The organism is Micromonospora sp. WMMD961 (assembly GCF_029626145.1).
Lineage (GTDB): Bacteria > Actinomycetota > Actinomycetes > Mycobacteriales > Micromonosporaceae > Micromonospora.
In genome coordinates this window covers 1,931,081-1,947,390 of the sequence record NZ_JARUBJ010000002.1, presented here as the reverse complement: position 1 = coordinate 1,947,390, position 16,310 = coordinate 1,931,081, and the positions used below count along the sequence as shown (strand labels likewise).

General features: G+C 71.4%; 16 protein-coding genes. 6 read left to right on the top strand and 10 right to left on the bottom strand.

The window, feature by feature from the left end:
• Positions 1-44: 44 nt before the first annotated feature.
• The 3 genes from O7614_RS09265 to O7614_RS09255 all read right to left on the bottom strand — a co-directional run bounded on the left by O7614_RS09265 (position 45) and on the right by O7614_RS09255 (position 3,366).
• Positions 45-869, bottom strand: coding sequence for an AAC(3) family N-acetyltransferase (locus O7614_RS09265; RefSeq protein WP_278138050.1), 825 nt, complete (start codon positions 867-869; stop codon positions 45-47).
• Positions 853-3,114, bottom strand: a complete 2,262-nt coding sequence (locus O7614_RS09260; RefSeq protein WP_278138049.1) for an FxsB family cyclophane-forming radical SAM/SPASM peptide maturase — start codon at positions 3,112-3,114, stop codon at positions 853-855. Before O7614_RS09260 ends, O7614_RS09265 begins: the two co-directional genes overlap by 17 nt.
• Positions 3,115-3,177: 63 nt before the next feature.
• A complete protein-coding gene (locus tag O7614_RS09255; RefSeq protein WP_278138048.1) occupies positions 3,178-3,366 on the bottom strand; it encodes a hypothetical protein in 189 nt (62 codons plus the stop codon).
• Between the two features lie 166 nt (positions 3,367-3,532).
• On the opposite strand from O7614_RS09255, the gene O7614_RS09250 reads away from it, so the two are divergent.
• Positions 3,533-3,781 carry a DUF2277 family protein gene (locus O7614_RS09250; protein ID WP_278138047.1) on the top strand — a complete coding sequence of 83 codons (249 nt, stop codon included), beginning with the start codon at positions 3,533-3,535 and terminating at the stop codon, positions 3,779-3,781.
• A 67-nt stretch (positions 3,782-3,848) separates the two neighbouring features.
• Here the strand turns inward: O7614_RS09250 and O7614_RS09245 are convergent, their stop codons facing one another.
• Positions 3,849-4,328 carry a hypothetical protein gene (locus O7614_RS09245; protein ID WP_278138046.1) on the bottom strand — a complete coding sequence of 160 codons (480 nt, stop codon included), beginning with the start codon at positions 4,326-4,328 and terminating at the stop codon, positions 3,849-3,851.
• A 247-nt stretch (positions 4,329-4,575) separates the two neighbouring features.
• A complete protein-coding gene (selD, locus tag O7614_RS09240; RefSeq protein WP_278138045.1) occupies positions 4,576-5,565 on the bottom strand; it encodes a selenide, water dikinase SelD in 990 nt (329 codons plus the stop codon).
• A 195-nt stretch (positions 5,566-5,760) separates the two neighbouring features.
• Between selD and O7614_RS09235 the strand changes: the two genes are divergently transcribed.
• Genes O7614_RS09235 through O7614_RS09220 form a run of 4 tightly spaced genes read left to right on the top strand, consistent with a single transcriptional unit; the run spans position 5,761 to position 9,168 of the window.
• Positions 5,761-6,516 carry an amino acid ABC transporter ATP-binding protein gene (locus tag O7614_RS09235; RefSeq protein WP_278138044.1) on the top strand — a complete coding sequence of 252 codons (756 nt, stop codon included), beginning with the start codon at positions 5,761-5,763 and terminating at the stop codon, positions 6,514-6,516.
• 56 nt (positions 6,517-6,572) lie between these two features.
• On the top strand, positions 6,573-7,451 hold the full coding sequence (locus O7614_RS09230; RefSeq protein WP_278138043.1) for a glutamate ABC transporter substrate-binding protein: 879 nt from the start codon (positions 6,573-6,575) through the stop codon (positions 7,449-7,451).
• 41 nt (positions 7,452-7,492) lie between these two features.
• Entirely contained in the window at positions 7,493-8,200 is a 708-nt protein-coding gene (locus O7614_RS09225) for an amino acid ABC transporter permease (RefSeq protein ID WP_278138042.1), read from the top strand.
• Entirely contained in the window at positions 8,197-9,168 is a 972-nt protein-coding gene (locus O7614_RS09220; protein ID WP_278138041.1) for an amino acid ABC transporter permease, read from the top strand. Before O7614_RS09225 ends, O7614_RS09220 begins: the two co-directional genes overlap by 4 nt.
• A 133-nt stretch (positions 9,169-9,301) precedes the next feature.
• Here the strand turns inward: O7614_RS09220 and rny are convergent, their stop codons facing one another.
• Positions 9,302-11,068: a ribonuclease Y gene (gene rny / locus O7614_RS09215; RefSeq protein ID WP_278138040.1), complete on the bottom strand. Its 1,767-nt coding sequence runs from the start codon at positions 11,066-11,068 to the stop codon at positions 9,302-9,304.
• A gap of 857 nt (positions 11,069-11,925) precedes the next feature.
• Between rny and O7614_RS09210 the strand changes: the two genes are divergently transcribed.
• Positions 11,926-12,549 (top strand): hypothetical protein, encoded by a 624-nt coding sequence (locus O7614_RS09210; RefSeq protein ID WP_278138039.1) that lies wholly within the window; start codon positions 11,926-11,928, stop codon positions 12,547-12,549.
• Between the two features lie 142 nt (positions 12,550-12,691).
• On the opposite strand, the gene O7614_RS09205 is transcribed toward O7614_RS09210, so the two are convergent.
• The 4 genes from O7614_RS09205 to O7614_RS09190 all read right to left on the bottom strand — a co-directional run bounded on the left by O7614_RS09205 (position 12,692) and on the right by O7614_RS09190 (position 16,166).
• A complete protein-coding gene (locus tag O7614_RS09205) occupies positions 12,692-13,381 on the bottom strand; it encodes a regulatory protein RecX (protein ID WP_278138038.1) in 690 nt (229 codons plus the stop codon).
• Positions 13,382-13,395: 14 nt separating this feature from the next.
• On the bottom strand, positions 13,396-14,442 hold the full coding sequence (recA, locus tag O7614_RS09200) for a recombinase RecA (RefSeq protein ID WP_145784951.1): 1,047 nt from the start codon (positions 14,440-14,442) through the stop codon (positions 13,396-13,398).
• 184 nt (positions 14,443-14,626) lie between these two features.
• Positions 14,627-14,827, bottom strand: coding sequence for a DUF3046 domain-containing protein (locus O7614_RS09195; RefSeq protein ID WP_145784952.1), 201 nt, complete (start codon positions 14,825-14,827; stop codon positions 14,627-14,629).
• A gap of 4 nt (positions 14,828-14,831) precedes the next feature.
• Positions 14,832-16,166 (bottom strand): MFS transporter, encoded by a 1,335-nt coding sequence (locus tag O7614_RS09190; RefSeq protein WP_278138037.1) that lies wholly within the window; start codon positions 16,164-16,166, stop codon positions 14,832-14,834.
• Between the last annotated feature and the right edge of the window lie 144 nt (positions 16,167-16,310).

Genomic DNA, 16,310 nt, shown 5'->3' with positions numbered 1-16,310 from the left:
CTCCGCCCTCCTCACGCGGCCGGATCATCAGCGTAGTCCCCGCGTCAACGTTGCACCGCCAAGCGGTTCGCGGCGAACCAGTCGACCGCGAAGTCCACGGCGGCGCGTGCCGGCAGCAGGCGGGCGTCGGCCCGGCCGACCCGACCGTGCGCGACGAACGGGGTGGCGTCGAGGGCAGCACCGACCTGTGGGAAGTCGGTGTCGTCCAGGTCGAGCGCGTGGAAGTCAAGTTGGACCCGACGCCCGTCGACGAGCCGGAAGCAGTGGTAGTCGCGCTCGGGCGGCGGCACGGGCAGCCGGTATTCCGCCAGGTGCAGGGCGCTGCACGCCTCGTAGCCCGCACCGAGCAGCAGGATCTGCCCGTCCGCCGCGTACAGGTTGCCCACCGGTGAGCGTTCCCCCAGGTGGCAGGTGAGGTCGTGGCCATCGGTGAGCTGACGGGCCCGTGGGCCCAGCGCGGCGAACGAGGTCTGTGGATGGTCGCTGCGCACCGCGCCGGGGGCGCACCGGATGTACTCGGCGAGCGCGCCCATCCGCTGCGACGGGGTGGTCTGCCGGTCCCAGCCCGGCAGCGCCGCCTCGTAGCGGTCGCGCTGCGCCCGATCCATGCCGGCGATGGCCGCCAGGTGAGCCCGGGAGGTGGTCGAGTTGCCGTCGGTCTGGGTGGGCACCAGCAGCGTGCCGGCGGGGCCGAGGACGTCCCGCAGGGCCCCGGCGAGGGTCGCCGGACCGTGCTCCAGCGGACCCACCCGACGCAGGCCGCAGTGCACCACGAGGCACACCCCCGGGCGGACCCCCAGCGCCCGCAGGTCGTCGGCCAGGCGAAGCCGGCCCAGTGTGGGCCACGGACGCTCATCGGGACCCGGCACGGGTCTCCTCCAGGGCATGGCGCAGCTGGTCGACGAAGCGTTCACCAGCGGCGGTGAGCGAACGGCTGGCCAGCAGAGCGTCGACGCCGGCCCGGGTCCACGCCAGGTAGCGGGCGGCGTGCTCCGACGCGTCCCCGCCGACGGTCGACGCCCGGGACCGCCACACCTGGGTGACGGCCAGGTGTGCGTACACCCCCTGGAGGACGCCCTCGGGTGGCCGTGGGTCGGGGCGCCACGGCACCCGGAGGCGGGCGCCCTGGCCCGGTGCGACCAGGTCGTAGCGGTCGAGCACCGCGCCGAGCTTCGCGTGTTGCCACTCGTGCACGAGCAGCACCGCCACGGTCTCCGGGTCCGGATGGGTGGTCACGGCGACCGCACCGAACGCGTCCCGGGCGGTCGCGCTGCGCAGGGGCCGCGCCGGGTCGGGCGCCAGTGGCACGACGACCCGCAGGCCACCGTCGAGCGCCGCCCCGTGCGCCGGCACGTCACGGTGCACGACCTGCCAGGCCTCCGCGAGGGTACGACCCAACGCCCGCGCCGTCGGAGGTGCGAGGGCAGGCGCGACCGGCTGGCCGTAGCAGTCCCGGTACGGGTCGTCGTCCTCGATGAGCAACCGCCCGGCGGGCACCGGCACGTCGCGTGTCGGTCGCCAACCGGCCGACGGATCGGCCGGGTCGAGGCGCACCGTCCGGTCCGCCGACCCGCCCCGGACGCGGAAGCCCCCGGGCTGGACGGTCACCTCGGCGCTCTCCCCCAGGCCGGGCAGCACCAGGGTGCCGAGCGTGGGGACCGTCATCATGTCGGGCCGCACCGGAACGTCCACTGTGACGGGTACGCCCGCCCGGACGGCCGCGGCGACGGCGAGAGCCGGCAGCGGGTCGACCGCCGCGCGGTCACCGGGTCGGGCCGACGGGTCGAGGCGGTGCACCAACCACGGACGGATGAAGGGGTGCTCCAGGACCGCTCGGACCGCCGTCGGCGCCGTCACCTCGAGGTCGGCGAGCAGCTCCCAGGCGGCCGTGGGGCCGGACATCTCCCGACAGGCGGCCAACAGCATCCGGGTGATGGCCAACTGGTCGTCGGCGAGCTGTCTGACGGTCTGCGGCGACCCGTGCCCGGTCGCCAGGTCGTCCAGCAACTCGTCGGGCGGCATGGTGGCGGACCACTCGTGGGCGGGCTCCGGATCGGCGTCCACGCCCTCGATGAGGCGGAGCAGGTCGGCGCAGTAGACCGAGGGGTTGTCGAAGCCGGAGCCGGTGCGCCACCGGTGGGCGTACAGCCCGCCACCGCACCGGTCGACCACCGGGCAGGCCCGGCAGGTCGCGCAGAGCCCCTGCACGCCTTCCTGTCGGATGGCGACCCCGGGGTGCCGGGCGGCCTCGTCCACCGAGTGGGCGAACACGTCGAACCCGGTGCCGGCCGCACCGTGGTACGCCGTCTTCAACGAGTCGACCTGCTCCCAGGTGCCGTCCGCCTCGACCACCAGCACGTCGGCCGGCGCGAGACCGAACGCCTCGGTGCCCGCGCCATCCGGCCGCAGCGCCTCGAACAGCCGGATCGACCCGGGGCGCCCGTCGTCCACCCACCTGCGGTGGATCCGGAGAAGCCAGTCCGCGTACGGGGTGACACCGGGGCCGGGGCGCTCCGGCGGGTCGTCCCAGGTGGCGTGGGGCAGCAGCAGGTCGACCCGGGGCGGGCCCTCGGCCAACAACGCTTCGTAGACCCGGTCGGGGTCGTTGCGGACGTCGACGGTGCAGAGGATGCCGGCGTAGCTGCTGCGAAACGCCGGTTGCCGGAGCAGGGCCAGGGCGCGTCGGACGTGGTCGTGACTGCTGCCGCCGTGGGCGAAGACCCGGTGCCGGTCGTTCGCCGCGCGATCGCCGTCGAACGACACACCGACCCGTACGCCGTACTCGACGAGCAGCCGGCACAGCTCCTCGTCGAGCAGTACGCCGTTGGTCTGCATGCGCAGGTCGAGGAGCGTCCACGGGCTGATCGCCGCCCGTAGCTCGGCGAGCACCTCGCGCAGCCCGGCGGCACCGAGCAGCAGCGGCTCACCCCCGTGCAACACCACGTGCACGGCCGGCAACCCGTGCTCGCGGGCGTGCTCGGCGATGCGCCGTGCGGCGGAACGGGCCGTGGCCGGTGACATCCGCACCGGTCGGTCCCGCCAGGTCTGGTCGGCGTGCTGGTAGACGTAGCAGTGGTCGCAGCTGAGGTCGCACCGGCTGTGCACCTTCAGCACGAACTGGCGGATCCGCCGGCAGGATCCGTCCGTGCCGGGTGCACCGCACCGGCAGGTCATCTGTCAGATGGACGAGTTGAAGGCGGCGACGGCGACGCTGCCGGATGGCACGGACTGGCCCGCGACGACGCGCCTGCGGACCGCCTCGACCAGATCGGCGTGCTCGACGGCGATCCGATCCAGCGGCGTGTGCAGGCTTCGTGCGAGGTCGTCTGGGTCGGGACGGGATGAGCGGGTGGGGGCGTGGTCCACAATGAGTCTCCGGGGGCCCGGGGCGCTGGGGGCGCGAGCGGCGAGATTGGCTCGAACGGCTCTGGTCCGTGACCAGGATAGACAAATATCGACCAAGTGTCACCGTCGGTACAGTCGTCGGCACCACGGGTGGCAGGCCACCGGGACCGACAGAGGAGGAGCGCACATGTGCCGGAGCATCAAGACGCTGAGGGAGCCGTTCACCCCGCAGGTGACCGACGCGGACGTCGAGGCGGCGGCGTTGCAGTACGTCCGGAAGATCTCCGGCTTCCGGGCGCCCGCCGCGCACAACGCCGCCGCGTTCGACGCCGCGGTGGCCGCCGTGGCCGAGGCGACGCGCACCCTGCTCGACCAACTGGTGGTACGGGGCGCCGGCTCGGGCGCCTCGGACCGGCCGGCCACCGCGTCGCACTGATCGCCGGCACGCCCCGACCCGGCCGGCCCCGACCCATCCCGGCCGGCCCGGCCTGACCCTTGCGAGGTCAGGCCGCGGCGAGCACCGGGGCGATCGTGTCGGGCGCCCAGCGCGAGCGGTGGCACTGCGACCAACCCCGGCAACCCGGGTCGCCCAACGTGCAGAGCCGTTTCCGGGTGAGCACCTCACCGTCGTCGGTGTCCCGCACGTCGAAGTGCACCGGACGGACCGTGCCGTCCGGAGCCACGAGCAGGTGCCGACCCGCGTCGAGCGTGTCGTCGCGCAACAGGCAGTTGCGGCCCAGCAGTCGAGCGAGGGCGGCGATGCTGGCGTGCTCGGGGAGCCGCTCGGGCACCCCGTAGACGTCCACCACCGTCGCGAACTCGCCCGGCGCCTCCCAGACGTCGCACACCACCGCGTACGCCGGCAGCCGGGCCGGATCGGCCACCGCCAACGGCATCACCACCCGACCAATGGCCTCGGCCAGCGCCGGGTAGACCTGGACGGGTTGAGCCCCGTCGATTCTCCAGTTCCACAGCTCGGTCATTTCGCCTCCTCGCTGCGTTCGTCCCCACCGGCCTCCGGATCGGGCCTTACTGACGATGGTGGAGGGCATTTGACCCCAGCCGGGCGCAAGTTACCGGTCTGTGACCATTCCGGGCAAAATTTCCCTGAGCGGCATTGCTCGGAGTAGCGGGAAGGTGACAGTTTATCGGGTACGGTGTGCCAACCGCACCACCGCCGCCGCGTGTCCTCACGTTCCTCGCCGACGTCTGCCGGGTGTCACGGCTCGGTCAGCGCAGGACGACCAGGTGCTCGCCACGCGGCAGCAGCTCGCCCACCACGGGAGCGCCGGGCACCTCTCCGGCCACCAGCAGGCCGCCGGAGGTCTGCGCGTCGGCCAGCAGCAGCCGCTCGTCCGCCCCGGCAGAGCCGAAATCGGTCCACGGCGTCACCCACGCCAGGTTGCGTTGGCTGCCGCCGCTGACGTAGCCGTCGCGCAGCGCCTCCCGCGCGCCATCCAGGTACGGCACCCGGGCCGTGTCGATGGCCACCGTGAGCCGACTGGCCCGGGCCAGCTTCGAGGCGTGCCCGAGCAGACCGAACCCGGTCACGTCGGTGCCGCAGCGGATGCCGGCGGCGACCGCCGCGCGCGCGGCGTCCCGGTTGAGCGCGCTCATCGAGGCCACCGCCTGCGGGAAGCTCTCACCGGTGTTCTTGTGCCGGGTGTTCAACACACCCACCCCGAGCGGCTTCGTCAGCGACAGCGGCAGACCGGCCCGCCCGGCGTCCAGGGTGATCAGCTCGTCGGGCCGGACGGTGCCGGTGACCGCCAGCCCGTACTTCGGGCCGTCGTCGTCCACGCTGTGCCCACCCGCCAGGTGGCAGCCGGCCTCCCGCGCCACGTCCTGCCCACCGCGCAGGACCTCGCCCGCCAACTCCATCGGCAGCACGTCGCGCGGCCAGCAGAGCAGGTTGAGCGCCACCAAGGGGGTGCCGCCCATCGCGTACACGTCGGAGAGCGCGTTCGCCGCGGCGATCCGACCCCAGTCGTACGCGTCGTCGACCACCGGAGTGAAGAAGTCGGCGGTGCTGACCAGGCCGGTCCGTTCGTCCAGGCGTACCACCGCCGCGTCGTCGCCGTGGTCCAGCCCGACCAGCAACTCGGCGGTGCCGGTTGCCGGGCCGAGGCCGGCCACCATGATCTCCAACTCACCCGGGGGGATCTTGCAGGCGCAGCCACCGCCGCGGGCGTAACGGGTCAGCCGTACCGGTTCGGTCATTCCCTCATGATCTCGACAACGCGCCACGATCGCTACCGGTGCCGCCCAGACGGTGACCGAAATCGGACCCGCCACGACGATCGTGACCGGTGTTACCGCTCCGTGACCCGCTGAGTTGCATTCCGCCACATCAGGCCGCCTACAGTGGCCGCACCGGGGGTCAACCGACCCCGATCCGGGAGACGACAGGGGACGGTGGACGACGTGACGACGGGCGAACCGCTCATCGTGCTGGACGCGGTCAACAAGTGGTTCGGGCCGCTGCACGTGCTCGACGACGTCTCACTGTCGGTGGGTCGGGGCGAGGTGGTCGTGGTGATCGGCCCGTCCGGCTCCGGCAAGTCGACGCTGTGCCGCACCATCAACCGACTGGAGCCGATCAACTCCGGCACGATCACCTTCGACGGCCAGCAGCTGCCGGCCGAGGGCAAGCCCCTCGCGAAGCTGCGCAGCGAGGTGGGCATGGTCTTCCAGTCCTTCAACCTCTTCGCACACAAGACCATCCTGGAGAACGTCACCCTCGGCCCGATCAAGGTCCGCAAGGAGAAGCCGGCCGCCGCCCGTGAGCGCGGCCTGGCCCTGCTCGACCGGGTCGGCATCGCCAACCAGGCGGACAAGTTCCCGGCCCAGCTCTCCGGCGGGCAGCAGCAGCGGGCCGCCATCGCCCGGGCGCTCGCCATGCAGCCCAAGGCGATGCTGTTCGACGAGCCCACCAGCGCCCTGGACCCGGAGATGGTCGGCGAGGTGCTGGACGTGATGACCTCACTGGCCCGCGACGGCATGACGATGGTCGTGGTCACCCACGAGATGGGCTTCGCCCGGCACGCGGCGAACCGGGTCATCTTCATGGCTGACGGGCAACTGGTCGAGGACGCCCCACCGACGGAGTTCTTCGAGAACCCGCGCAGTGAGCGGGCCCGAGACTTCCTCTCCAAGATCCTCACGCACTAGGCGTCCGTAGTGGAGCGCGCCGCACTCGGTGGGCTCCGTCGAAGAAGGAGAAGAGTATGCGTATCACGCGCGTTGCGGCAGTCGCCGCGGTCGCCGCTCTGGCGCTCGGCCTCACCGCCTGCGGTGGCGACGACGGCGGGGAGGGCACCGGCGCTGGCAGCAAGTCCTTCGCCGCCGGCAGCACCATGGAGAAGCTGAACAAGGCCCAGAAGATCAAGGTCGGCACCAAGTTCGACCAGCCCGGCTTCGGCCTGAAGGGCCTCTCCGGCAAGCCGGAGGGCTTCGACGTCGAGATCGCCAAGATCATCGTCAAGGAGCTCGGCATCCCCGAGGACAAGATCGAGTGGATCGAGGCCCCCTCGAAGGTCCGCGAGGACGTGATCGTCAACGGCACCGTCGACCTCGTCGCGGCGACGTACACGATCAACGACAAGCGCAAGGAGCGGATCGCCTTCGCGGGCCCGTACTACGAGGCCGGCCAGAACATCCTGGTCAAGAAGGACGACACCACCATCACCGGTCCGGACTCGTTCAAGGACGGCACCAAGAAGGTCTGCTCGGTCACCGGCTCCACCCCGGCCGAGAAGATCAAGGAGTACGTCAAGGACGTCGGCACCCAGGTGGTGCTCTTCGACACCTACGACAAGTGCCGTGACGCCCTCAAGGGCGGCCAGGTCGACGCCGTCACCACTGACAACGTCATCCTGCTCGGCTACATCGCCAAGGACGAGGCCTCCTTCAAGCTGGCCGGCAGCAACTTCACCAAGGAGCCGTACGGCATCGGCGTGAAGAAGGAGGACGCGGACTTCCGCAGCTTCATCAACGACACGCTGGACAAGGCGGTCGCCGACGGCAGCTGGAAGAAGGCCTGGGACGACACCGCCGGCAAGTTCGGCGCGGAACTGGGCTCGGCGCCCACCATCAACCGCTACTGATCTGATCCTTCGATCTGGAGGGTGGGGAGGAACACCGACCCGTGAACGTGCTCATCGACAAGTTCGACGTCTTTGCGGGTGGTTTCTGGCTCACCCTCCAGATCTGCGTCCTCGCCGCGATCGGCGCCCTCGTCCTGGGCGCCATCGTGGCGGTACTCCGCATCTCACCGGTGCCGCCGCTGCGCGCGCTCGGCACCTCCTACGTGAACATCTTCCGCAACATGCCGCTGACCGTGGTGATGTTCTTCGCCGCGTTCGGCCTCCCGGCGCTCGGCTCCAACGCGGACTTCCTCCGCATCCCGGTGGTCGACTCGCTGTTCAGCCGGCTCGGCACCGATCTGCCGTACTTCCGGTTCGCGCTGATCGCCCTCGTGCTGTACACGGCCGCGTTCGTCTGTGAGGCGCTGCGGTCCGGCGTCAACGCAGTACCCGCCGGCCAGGCGGAGGCGGCGCGCTCACTGGGCCTGACCTTCGGCCAGAACCTGCGCCACGTGGTGCTGCCCCAGTCCTGGCAGGCGTCGGTGGTGCCACTCGGGTCGGTGATCATCGCGATGATCAAGAACTCGGCGCTGGCCGGTTTCTTCGGAGTCGTCGGCGACCTGTCCGCCACGGCCGACCAGCTCACCGGCGCCGAGGGCTACGCCTTCATCCCGGTCGCCATCGGCATCTCGATCGGCTACCTGATCATGACCGTGCCGCTCGGCGCACTGCTGGACCGGATCGAGAAGCGACAGGCGGTGGCCCGATGAGTCAGCAGACCAGCGTCCTCTACGACGTTCCCGGGCCGCGGCAGCGGCGGATCACCCTGATCAGCAGCATCGTCGCCGGGGTGGTCCTGCTCGTCGGGGCGTACCTCCTGGTCTACCGGCCGCTGGACGAGAAGGGCCAGTTGTCGATGGAGTTGTGGGGTCCGCTCGTCGACCCCTCCAACGAGAACTTCTCCCTGGTGTGGGAACGGATCGGCCTCGGCTTCAAGAACACCCTGATCGCGGCGGCGATGGCCATCGTGGCCTCGCTGGTGGTCGGCACGCTCCTGGCGGTGCTGCGGATCCAGCTCAAGAGCCTGGCCGGTCGCAGGTTCACCGGCCTCGCCACGCCGCTGGCGTACCTCCTGCGCGGGTTGAGCACGCTGCTGTCCGCCATCACCCGGGTCTGCGTCGAGGTGTTCCGCGGCCTGCCGGTGGTGATCACCATCTTCTTCGTGGCCCGCGGCTTCCCCGAGTTCGGCCTCTACTTCGACAATCTCTGGTATCTGGTCATCGGCCTCACCATCTACAACTCGGTGGTGATCGGCGAGATCCTCCGCTCCGGCATGGAGGGGCTGCCGGGCGGTCAGCGGGAGGCCGCCTCCGCCATCGGGCTCTCCCCGATCCAGACCACCTGGATGATCCTGCTGCCGCAGTCCTTCAGGATCATGCTGCCGGCACTGATCAGCCAGCTGGTCGTGGTGCTCAAGGACACGTCGCTCGGGTTCATCATCAGCTACGAGGAGACCCTGAACATCGGCAAGCAGATCATCGGCGTGCTGGGCAACCCGATCCAGGTCTACGTCGTGATCGCCGTGCTCTTCATCGTGGTGAACTACTCGCTGTCGAAGCTCGCCCAGTACGTCCAGCAGCGGCTCGCCAAGGGCCGCAAGACCGCCGACACCCCTGCGCAGAACCCGCCGCCGGCCGCGCTGATCTCCCAGTCCGAAAGCCACGGCACGCCCTTCTGACACCAGCTCGCACGCGGAAGGGCCAGCCCGGCATCGGGCTGGCCCTTCCGTTTTGCTCAGGCGTGACGGCGGACTTCCGGCGTCCTCCTCGGGTGACCCCGACGCCGCTGATCCCCGTGGTGACCGGGCGGCCTCAGCGGGCGATCTCGGTGACCCGGGACTCGCGGACCACTGTCACCCGGATCTGACCCGGATAGGTCAGCTCCTCCTCGATCTGCTTGGCCACGTCCCGAGCCAGCACGGCCGCCCCGATGTCGTCGACGTCGTCCGGCTTGACCATCACCCGGATCTCCCGGCCGGCCTGCATGGCGAAGACCTTGTCCACGCCGAGCTTGCCGGCGGCGATCTCCTCGATCCGCTCCAGTCGCTTGACGTACGCCTCCAGGCTCTCCCGGCGCGCGCCCGGCCGACCGCCGGAGCAGGCGTCGGACGCCTGGGTGAGGACGGCCTCGATGGTCTGCGGGGGCACCTCGTTGTGGTGCGCCTCGATGGCGTGCACCACGTCCTCGTGCTCGCCGTACTTGCGAGCCAGATCCGCGCCGATGATGGCGTGGCTGCCCTCCACCTCGTGGGTGAGCGCCTTGCCGATGTCGTGCAGGAACGCCGACCGCTTGATGAGGGGCACGTCCAGCCGCAGCTCGGCGGCCATGATGCCGGCGATGTGCGCGGTTTCGACCAGGTGCTTGAGCACGTTCTGCCCGTACGAGGTGCGGTAGCGCAGCCGGCCCAGCAGGGTCACCAGCTCCGGGTGGATCTCGGTGATTCCGACCTCGACCAGGGCGTCCTCGGCGGCGCGGAGGCAGAGCTGCTCCACCTCCTGCCGGGCCAGGTCGTAGACCTCCTCGATCCGGTGCGGGTGGATCCGCCCGTCCAGCACCAGCTTCTCCAGCGTCAGCCGGCCCACCTCCCGGCGGACCGGGTCGAAGCAGGAGAGCAACACCGCCTCGGGGGTGTCGTCGATGATCAGGTTGACGCCGGTCACCGACTCGAAGGCGCGGATGTTGCGCCCTTCCCGGCCGATGATCCGCCCCTTCATCTCGTCACCGGGCAGGTGCAGCACGCTGACCACGCTCTCCGCGGTCTGCTCGCTGGCAACCCGCTGGATGGCGTCCACCACGATGTGTCGGGCCCGCTGCTCGGCGGTGTTGCGCGCGTCGGACTCGATGTCGCGTACGAGCAGCGCCGCCTCCCGCTTGGCAGACGTCTCGATCGCCTCGACCAGTTCCAGCCGCGCCGAGTCGGCGGTGAGCCCGGCGACCCGCTCCAACTCGCGACGGCGCACCTCCTCGGACTCGGCCAGCTCGACCTCCCGCTGGGCGAGCGCGGACTCCCGGGCGGCGAGCGCGGCTTTCGCGGCGGTGAGCTGCCGCTCCCGTTCGGCGAACCGCTCCACCTCCTCGGTGTGCATCCGCTCCCGCTCGTCCATCCGGGCGGCCCGACGTTCCACCTCGGCGGCCTGCTCCCGGGTGGTGGCGGCCAGCACCGCGACCTCCCGCTCGCCGCTGCGCCGCGCTGCCGTCCGCAGCTGCTCGGCGTCCGCCTCGGCCTGTTTGTGGGCGCGCTCCAGGACGGTGTCCGCCTCGGCGCGGGCGTCGTCGAGCACCCGGCGCGCCTCGGCGCGGGCCGCCTTCGCCTCCGCCTTCGCCGCAGCCGCCTCGGTACGCGCCGCCGCCGCGGCGGACTTGGCCACGTCGATCGTGCTGTTCGCCTCGTCGGCCGCCGTCCGCAGGGCAGCGAGGGACTGCTCCTGACGGTCCTTCTCGGCGATGAAGGCGGGATCCTCCGGAGCCGGCCCGGCACCCATCCGGCGCATCGTCCGGATGCCCACCAGCACCGCCCCGATCACCACCACCGCGAGGACGAGGACGGCCGCGAGGAGCACGACATCGAAGGCGTTCATGCCGGAACCCCGTCGGGTCTACCGGTGAACCTGTGCCGCCGCCCCGCCATGGCCGCCTCCCCTAACGTCGAGACCGCAGCGACCGTGCCGGGGCACACTCCTGCGGCTGTGGACGCCCGACCGGAGCGGCTGGCCGTGGGTAGCTCTCTCCGCCGGCGGTGCCCGCGGGCAGCGTCGGCGACCGGGTGCAGTTGTCGCGGCGTCCCGGACCGGCCAGTCCGGATCTGCCGCCAAAGGCCGCGGAGTCGGCCAAAGTGATGCTGTCTTGTTACGCGATCTATGTTGTGCGCTTAGCCTGCAATGGTCGGGCAATGTGAGCCTGTATGGCGAGGCTAGGTCTCCGGGGGTGCTCTGGTCAAGGACTCATGATCAAACCCCCCGAACGGAGAGAAGTTGCATCGTCACCCAAAGCAGATGTCGTTGCGGACACCGGGTGACAAAAACCGCGACCTGGCAGGCTCGATTGACATGTCGTACCTGTTCAGGGACGACGACCCAGTGGGCAGAGCGACTTTGTGACAACCATGACGTCGGCACCGACGAACACATCCGCCGTCACCACCGCCACCGTCGTCGCCGCTGCCCCCGCGACCACCACCACCGCCGTCACCACCGCCACTGCCGTCGCCGCTACCGCCGTCACCGCCGCCGCGCCGCGCCGCGCCGCGCCGCGCCGCGCCGCGCCGCGCCAAGATCGTGCTCGATCCAGGATGCAGTGGGGTCGGCGCGCCGGTGAGGCCACTACATCCTGGATCGAGCACGATCAACCGGTCCGCCGTCCCGGTCTGTCCGCGGGGGTCCACCGCCCACACCGGCGGGTGATTGTTGACCTTGCGGTCCTCCCGTACGGTCCGCCCATGATGCGGAAATGGCCCCTGTTCATCGTCGTGCTGATGCTGTCCTTCGGTGTCGTGGTGGCCCTCGGCAGCCAGCGGTCGAGCACCGGTTCGGCAACCCGGGCCGGCGACACGCCCCGACCCGACCCGGGTGAGCGGACGACCACCGGTGATGGACGGGTGAGCTTCACCGCCCCGAAGGGCTGGACGACAGGCCCGTGCCCCCCACGTGGCGACGCGAACTGCGTCCGCCTCTCGCCCAGGGGAGCGGCTGAGGGCGACGCCGTCATCGTGATGGCGAATGAGCGCAACCAGGTCGAGGGCTCGCCGATGGACCTGCTGCTCGCCGACGACGCCTTCCTCGGCGCGCAGTCTCCGTCGATCGAACGGCTCACGCTGGACGGCGCGAAGGTGGCCCGGATGGACCTCTCCGCCCTGCCCACACCAGCCGGCCCTCCTGGCGACAGTGCTGCGGACGCCGACCCCTGGTCAAGCGGCCTGCCGGGGGTCCAGGACGTGCTCGTGGTCGGCGTCCTGCCAGTCGGCACCCACAGTCTCCTGGTCACCTGCGGGCACGGCCGACTGGTGGCGGAGATGCGGGCCGGTTGCGACCTGATCGTGGAGAGCCTGCGCTTTCCCCGCTGAGTCGGCCTCAGCAGGGCGAGGTCGAGGCAGCGACCGGGGAGCACCGACCGCAGCCACCACCGAGCCCCGCCGCCACCACCGAACGACCGTCACCACCGAACGACCGCCATCACTGAGAGCCCCGGCAGCCCCGGCGGGCCGGTCACTCCACCGCGCGGGTGTCGCGGTCCAGGTCACCCTCGGCGTCAGCTAGCGCGTCGGCGTCGATCTGCTCGGCGAACTCGGCCGCCTCAGCGCTCTGCGCGGCAAGCGCGTCCTTAACCGCCCGGATCGCCACGCCCGGCGGGTAGCCCTTGCGGGCCAGCATGCCAACCAGCCGGCGGAAGATCGCGTCGGGCTCACCTCGGGCGGTGCGCAGCTTGCGCTCCACGAGGGCGCGGGCGGTGTCCGCCTCGGTCTCCTCGTCCAGCTCACCCAACGCCTCGGTGGCGACGTCACCGTCGACGCCCTTCCGGCGCAGCTCGTTGGCGAGCGCCCGGCGCGCGAGGCCGCGGCCCGTGTGCCGGCTGGACACCCAGGCTCGGGCGAACGCGGCGTCGTCGATGATGCCGACCTCGTCGTACCGGTCGAGCACCTCGGCCGACACCTGCTCGGAGATGCCCCGCTTGGCCAACGCTCCGGCCAGCTCGGCCCGGGTGCGTGGCCGGACGGCAAGCTGGCGCAGGCAGATCTCGCGGGCGACCTCCGACTCGTCCCGAGGCGTAGGCGCGGGTTCATCCGCCGACGACTCGGCGCGGCGCCCTCGACGGGGGCGCGGCGGGTCAGCGGCGTCGCCCGCACGGGGCGGACTGGCATCCCAGCCCCGCCCCGTGCGGGCGCGTCGTCCTGCCATGGGTCAGCGACCGATCAGAAGTCGACCGGCGGCAGCTCCGGGCCACCGGCGGCGTCACCCGCGCCGACACCGACGCCGAGCTTCTCCAGGATCTTCTTCTCGATCTCGGCGGCCACGTCCGGGTTCTCCTTCAGGAACTCCCGGGCCTTCTCCTTGCCCTGGCCGAGCTGGTCGCCGTCGTACGTGTACCACGCTCCGGACTTGCGGATGATCGCCTGCTCCACGCCGACGTCGATCAGCGAGCCCTCACGCGAGATGCCCTTGCCGTACATGATGTCGAACTCGGCCTGCTTGAACGGCGCGGCGACCTTGTTCTTCACGACCTTGACCCGGGTGCGGTTGCCGACCACGTCGGTGCCGTCCTTGAGGCTCTCGATGCGTCGCACGTCGAGCCGGACCGAGGCGTAGAACTTCAGCGCCCGACCACCGGTGGTGGTCTCCGGGCTGCCGAACATGACGCCGATCTTTTCCCGCAGCTGGTTGATGAAGATCGCCGTGGTGCCGGTGTTGCTGAGCACACCGGTGATCTTCCGCAGCGCCTGGCTCATCAGCCGGGCCTGGAGGCCCACGTGGCTGTCGCCCATCTCGCCCTCGATCTCGGCGCGCGGCACCAGGGCCGCCACCGAGTCGATCACGATGATGTCCAGCGCGCCGGAGCGGATCAGCATGTCCGCGATCTCCAGCGCCTGCTCGCCGGTGTCCGGCTGGGAGACCAGCATCGCGTCGGTGTCGACACCGAGGGCCTTCGCGTACTCCGGGTCGAGCGCGTGCTCGGCGTCGATGAAGGCGGCGATGCCACCGGCCCGCTGGGCGTTGGCCACCGCGTGCAGTGCCACAGTGGTCTTACCGCTGGACTCGGGACCGTAGACCTCGACCACCCGGCCACGTGGCAGACCGCCCACGCCGAGCGCCACGTCGAGCGCGATGGAGCCGGTCGGGATCACGGCGGTCTGGATGACCGGCCGCTCCCCCAGCCGCATCACCGAGCCCTTGCCGAATTGCTTGTCGATCTGAGCGAGAGCAAGGTCGAGTGCCTTCTCCCGGTCAGGCCCTGCTGCCATGGTTGCCACCCCTGCCTTCGCCGGCGTCTTTGCTGAGCTTCGCGTCACGCGGACACGCTAGGCGCTAGGTCCGACAGAAAACCAGCCGACGGGCCGCGAGCTGTGGACGAGCACCCCGCTGTGGACAATAGCCGAACAGGTGTACGACTCGACAGGCGACACGCGGAGGCGACGAAAAGGCTGCTCAGCGTAGTCGGGCAGGCACTCGGTCGGGATACGCGGCGCAGACCGCCCGCCAGACCACGTTCGTCCGCTCGCCTGACGCCAGGGCCTGCTCGATGGTCCGCCCGTCGAGCTGTGACAGCACCTGGTCGCGAGCGATGCTCGCCGCGTAGCCGGGCCCGAACGCCTCCTCCAAGCGCGCCCAGAAGTCGGTCAGCCGCACGTGATCAGCCCTCCTCGTCCGGTGCCCCGGTCGGCACCGGGCGCAACGCTAGCGCCACCAGGGGCACCGCCGCGACCGCCGCGAGCAGGGTGAGCACGGGATAACCGGCGAACTGCATGACAAACCCACTGACCACGGCGGCGGCGGCCCCGGCCAACCCCATGATCAGGTCGGAGAACCCCTGGACGCTCGGTCGCACAGCGGCCGACACCGACTCGGACAGCAGGGTCGAGCCGGCCACCATCGTCCCCGACCAGCCCAACCCGAGCAGGACCAGACCGACCGAGAGCCGAGGCGTGTGGTGCCCGGCGGTGCCGGCGACCGCGCAGGCGGCCAGCAGCAGCCCGACCCCACCGAGGATCACCGCCCGTCGACCGAGCCGGTCGGTGAGCCAACCGACCACCGGGGAGAACGCGTACATGCCCGCGATGTGCAGGCTCAACACGATGCCGACCAGTCGCAACACGTCGGCGTCGGCGTGCGACTCGCCGAGCCGGACCGGGGTCATCGCCATCACCGCCACCATGACCAGGTGACCGACCGCCACGGCGGCGATGCCGAGTCGGGCGGCGGGCTGTCCGCGTACCACCGACCAGGCCGCCCGCATCCCGGCGCCGCGCGGCGCGCGCACCTTGACCGGCGCGGCCGTCGGCGCGGCGGCGGTCGGCGGCACGACGGGCGTGTCGGCCGCCGCGAGCCGCCGCGCGGTGAGCAGCGGGTCGGGCCGGAGCAACCCGAGGAGTACGACGGCAGCCAGCACGAACGCGGCCGAGCTGAACGCGAACGGGCCGGCGAGCGGGGGCAGCCCCCAGCCGGTGGTGATCCGGTCGGCCAGGGCGGCGAAGTTCGGGGCGGCCACCGCGCCGATGGTGGTCGCCCAGACGATCAGGGAGAGCTGCCGCCCTCGCCGGGCCGGCTCGGCGAGGTCCACCGCCGTGTAGCGGGCCTGGAGGTTCGCGGCGGTGCCCCCGCCGAAGAGCAGCATGCCGAGGAAGAGCAGCGGGATCCACCGGGTCACCGCGGACAGCACCACGAGCACGCCGCCGACGGCACCGACCGCGTACGCCACCACCAGCCCCGGTCGCCGCCCGTGCCGCGCCATGATCCGGGTGACCGGGACGGCGAGCAGCGCGGCACCGACCACCCCGGCGCTCTGCGCGACACCGGCCACCGCGGTCCCGGCGATCCGGGCCGCGAGCAGCGCACCCACGGCGATGCCGATGGTCACGCCGATCCCGCCGATGATCTGGGTGGTGAAGAGCAGCCGCAGGGTCCGCCGCTGGATCGACGCGACGTCGGGTCGGGCAGCGGTACGCGGCGCGGTCAGGTCGGTGGCCATCGGCGCTCCTTACGAACGAGGTGACCCCATCCTCGCGCACCACCCCACCCCCCGCCGCCCCGCCGCCCCGCGCCCCGCCGCGCCCCGCCGCCCCGCCGCCCCGCGCCCCGCGCCCCGCCATGATCCGCGCAGTTTCAGGGATGT

Bases quoted from the DNA above. Each gene is read 5' to 3' on its own strand.
- O7614_RS09250 (WP_278138047.1), top strand. From the start codon at position 3,533: ATGTGCCGGAGCATCAAGACGCTGAGGGAGCCGTTCACCCCGCAGGTG.
- O7614_RS09220 (WP_278138041.1), top strand. From the start codon at position 8,197: ATGAGTCAGCAGACCAGCGTCCTCTACGACGTTCCCGGGCCGCGGCAG.
- O7614_RS09190 (WP_278138037.1), bottom strand. From the start codon at position 16,166: ATGGCCACCGACCTGACCGCGCCGCGTACCGCTGCCCGACCCGACGTC.
- O7614_RS09245 (WP_278138046.1), bottom strand. From the start codon at position 4,328: ATGACCGAGCTGTGGAACTGGAGAATCGACGGGGCTCAACCCGTCCAG.
- O7614_RS09205 (WP_278138038.1), bottom strand. From the start codon at position 13,381: ATGGCAGGACGACGCGCCCGCACGGGGCGGGGCTGGGATGCCAGTCCG.
- recA (WP_145784951.1), bottom strand. From the start codon at position 14,442: ATGGCAGCAGGGCCTGACCGGGAGAAGGCACTCGACCTTGCTCTCGCT.
- selD (WP_278138045.1), bottom strand. From the start codon at position 5,565: ATGACCGAACCGGTACGGCTGACCCGTTACGCCCGCGGCGGTGGCTGC.
- O7614_RS09210 (WP_278138039.1), top strand. From the start codon at position 11,926: ATGATGCGGAAATGGCCCCTGTTCATCGTCGTGCTGATGCTGTCCTTC.
- rny (WP_278138040.1), bottom strand. From the start codon at position 11,068: ATGAACGCCTTCGATGTCGTGCTCCTCGCGGCCGTCCTCGTCCTCGCG.
- O7614_RS09230 (WP_278138043.1), top strand. From the start codon at position 6,573: ATGCGTATCACGCGCGTTGCGGCAGTCGCCGCGGTCGCCGCTCTGGCG.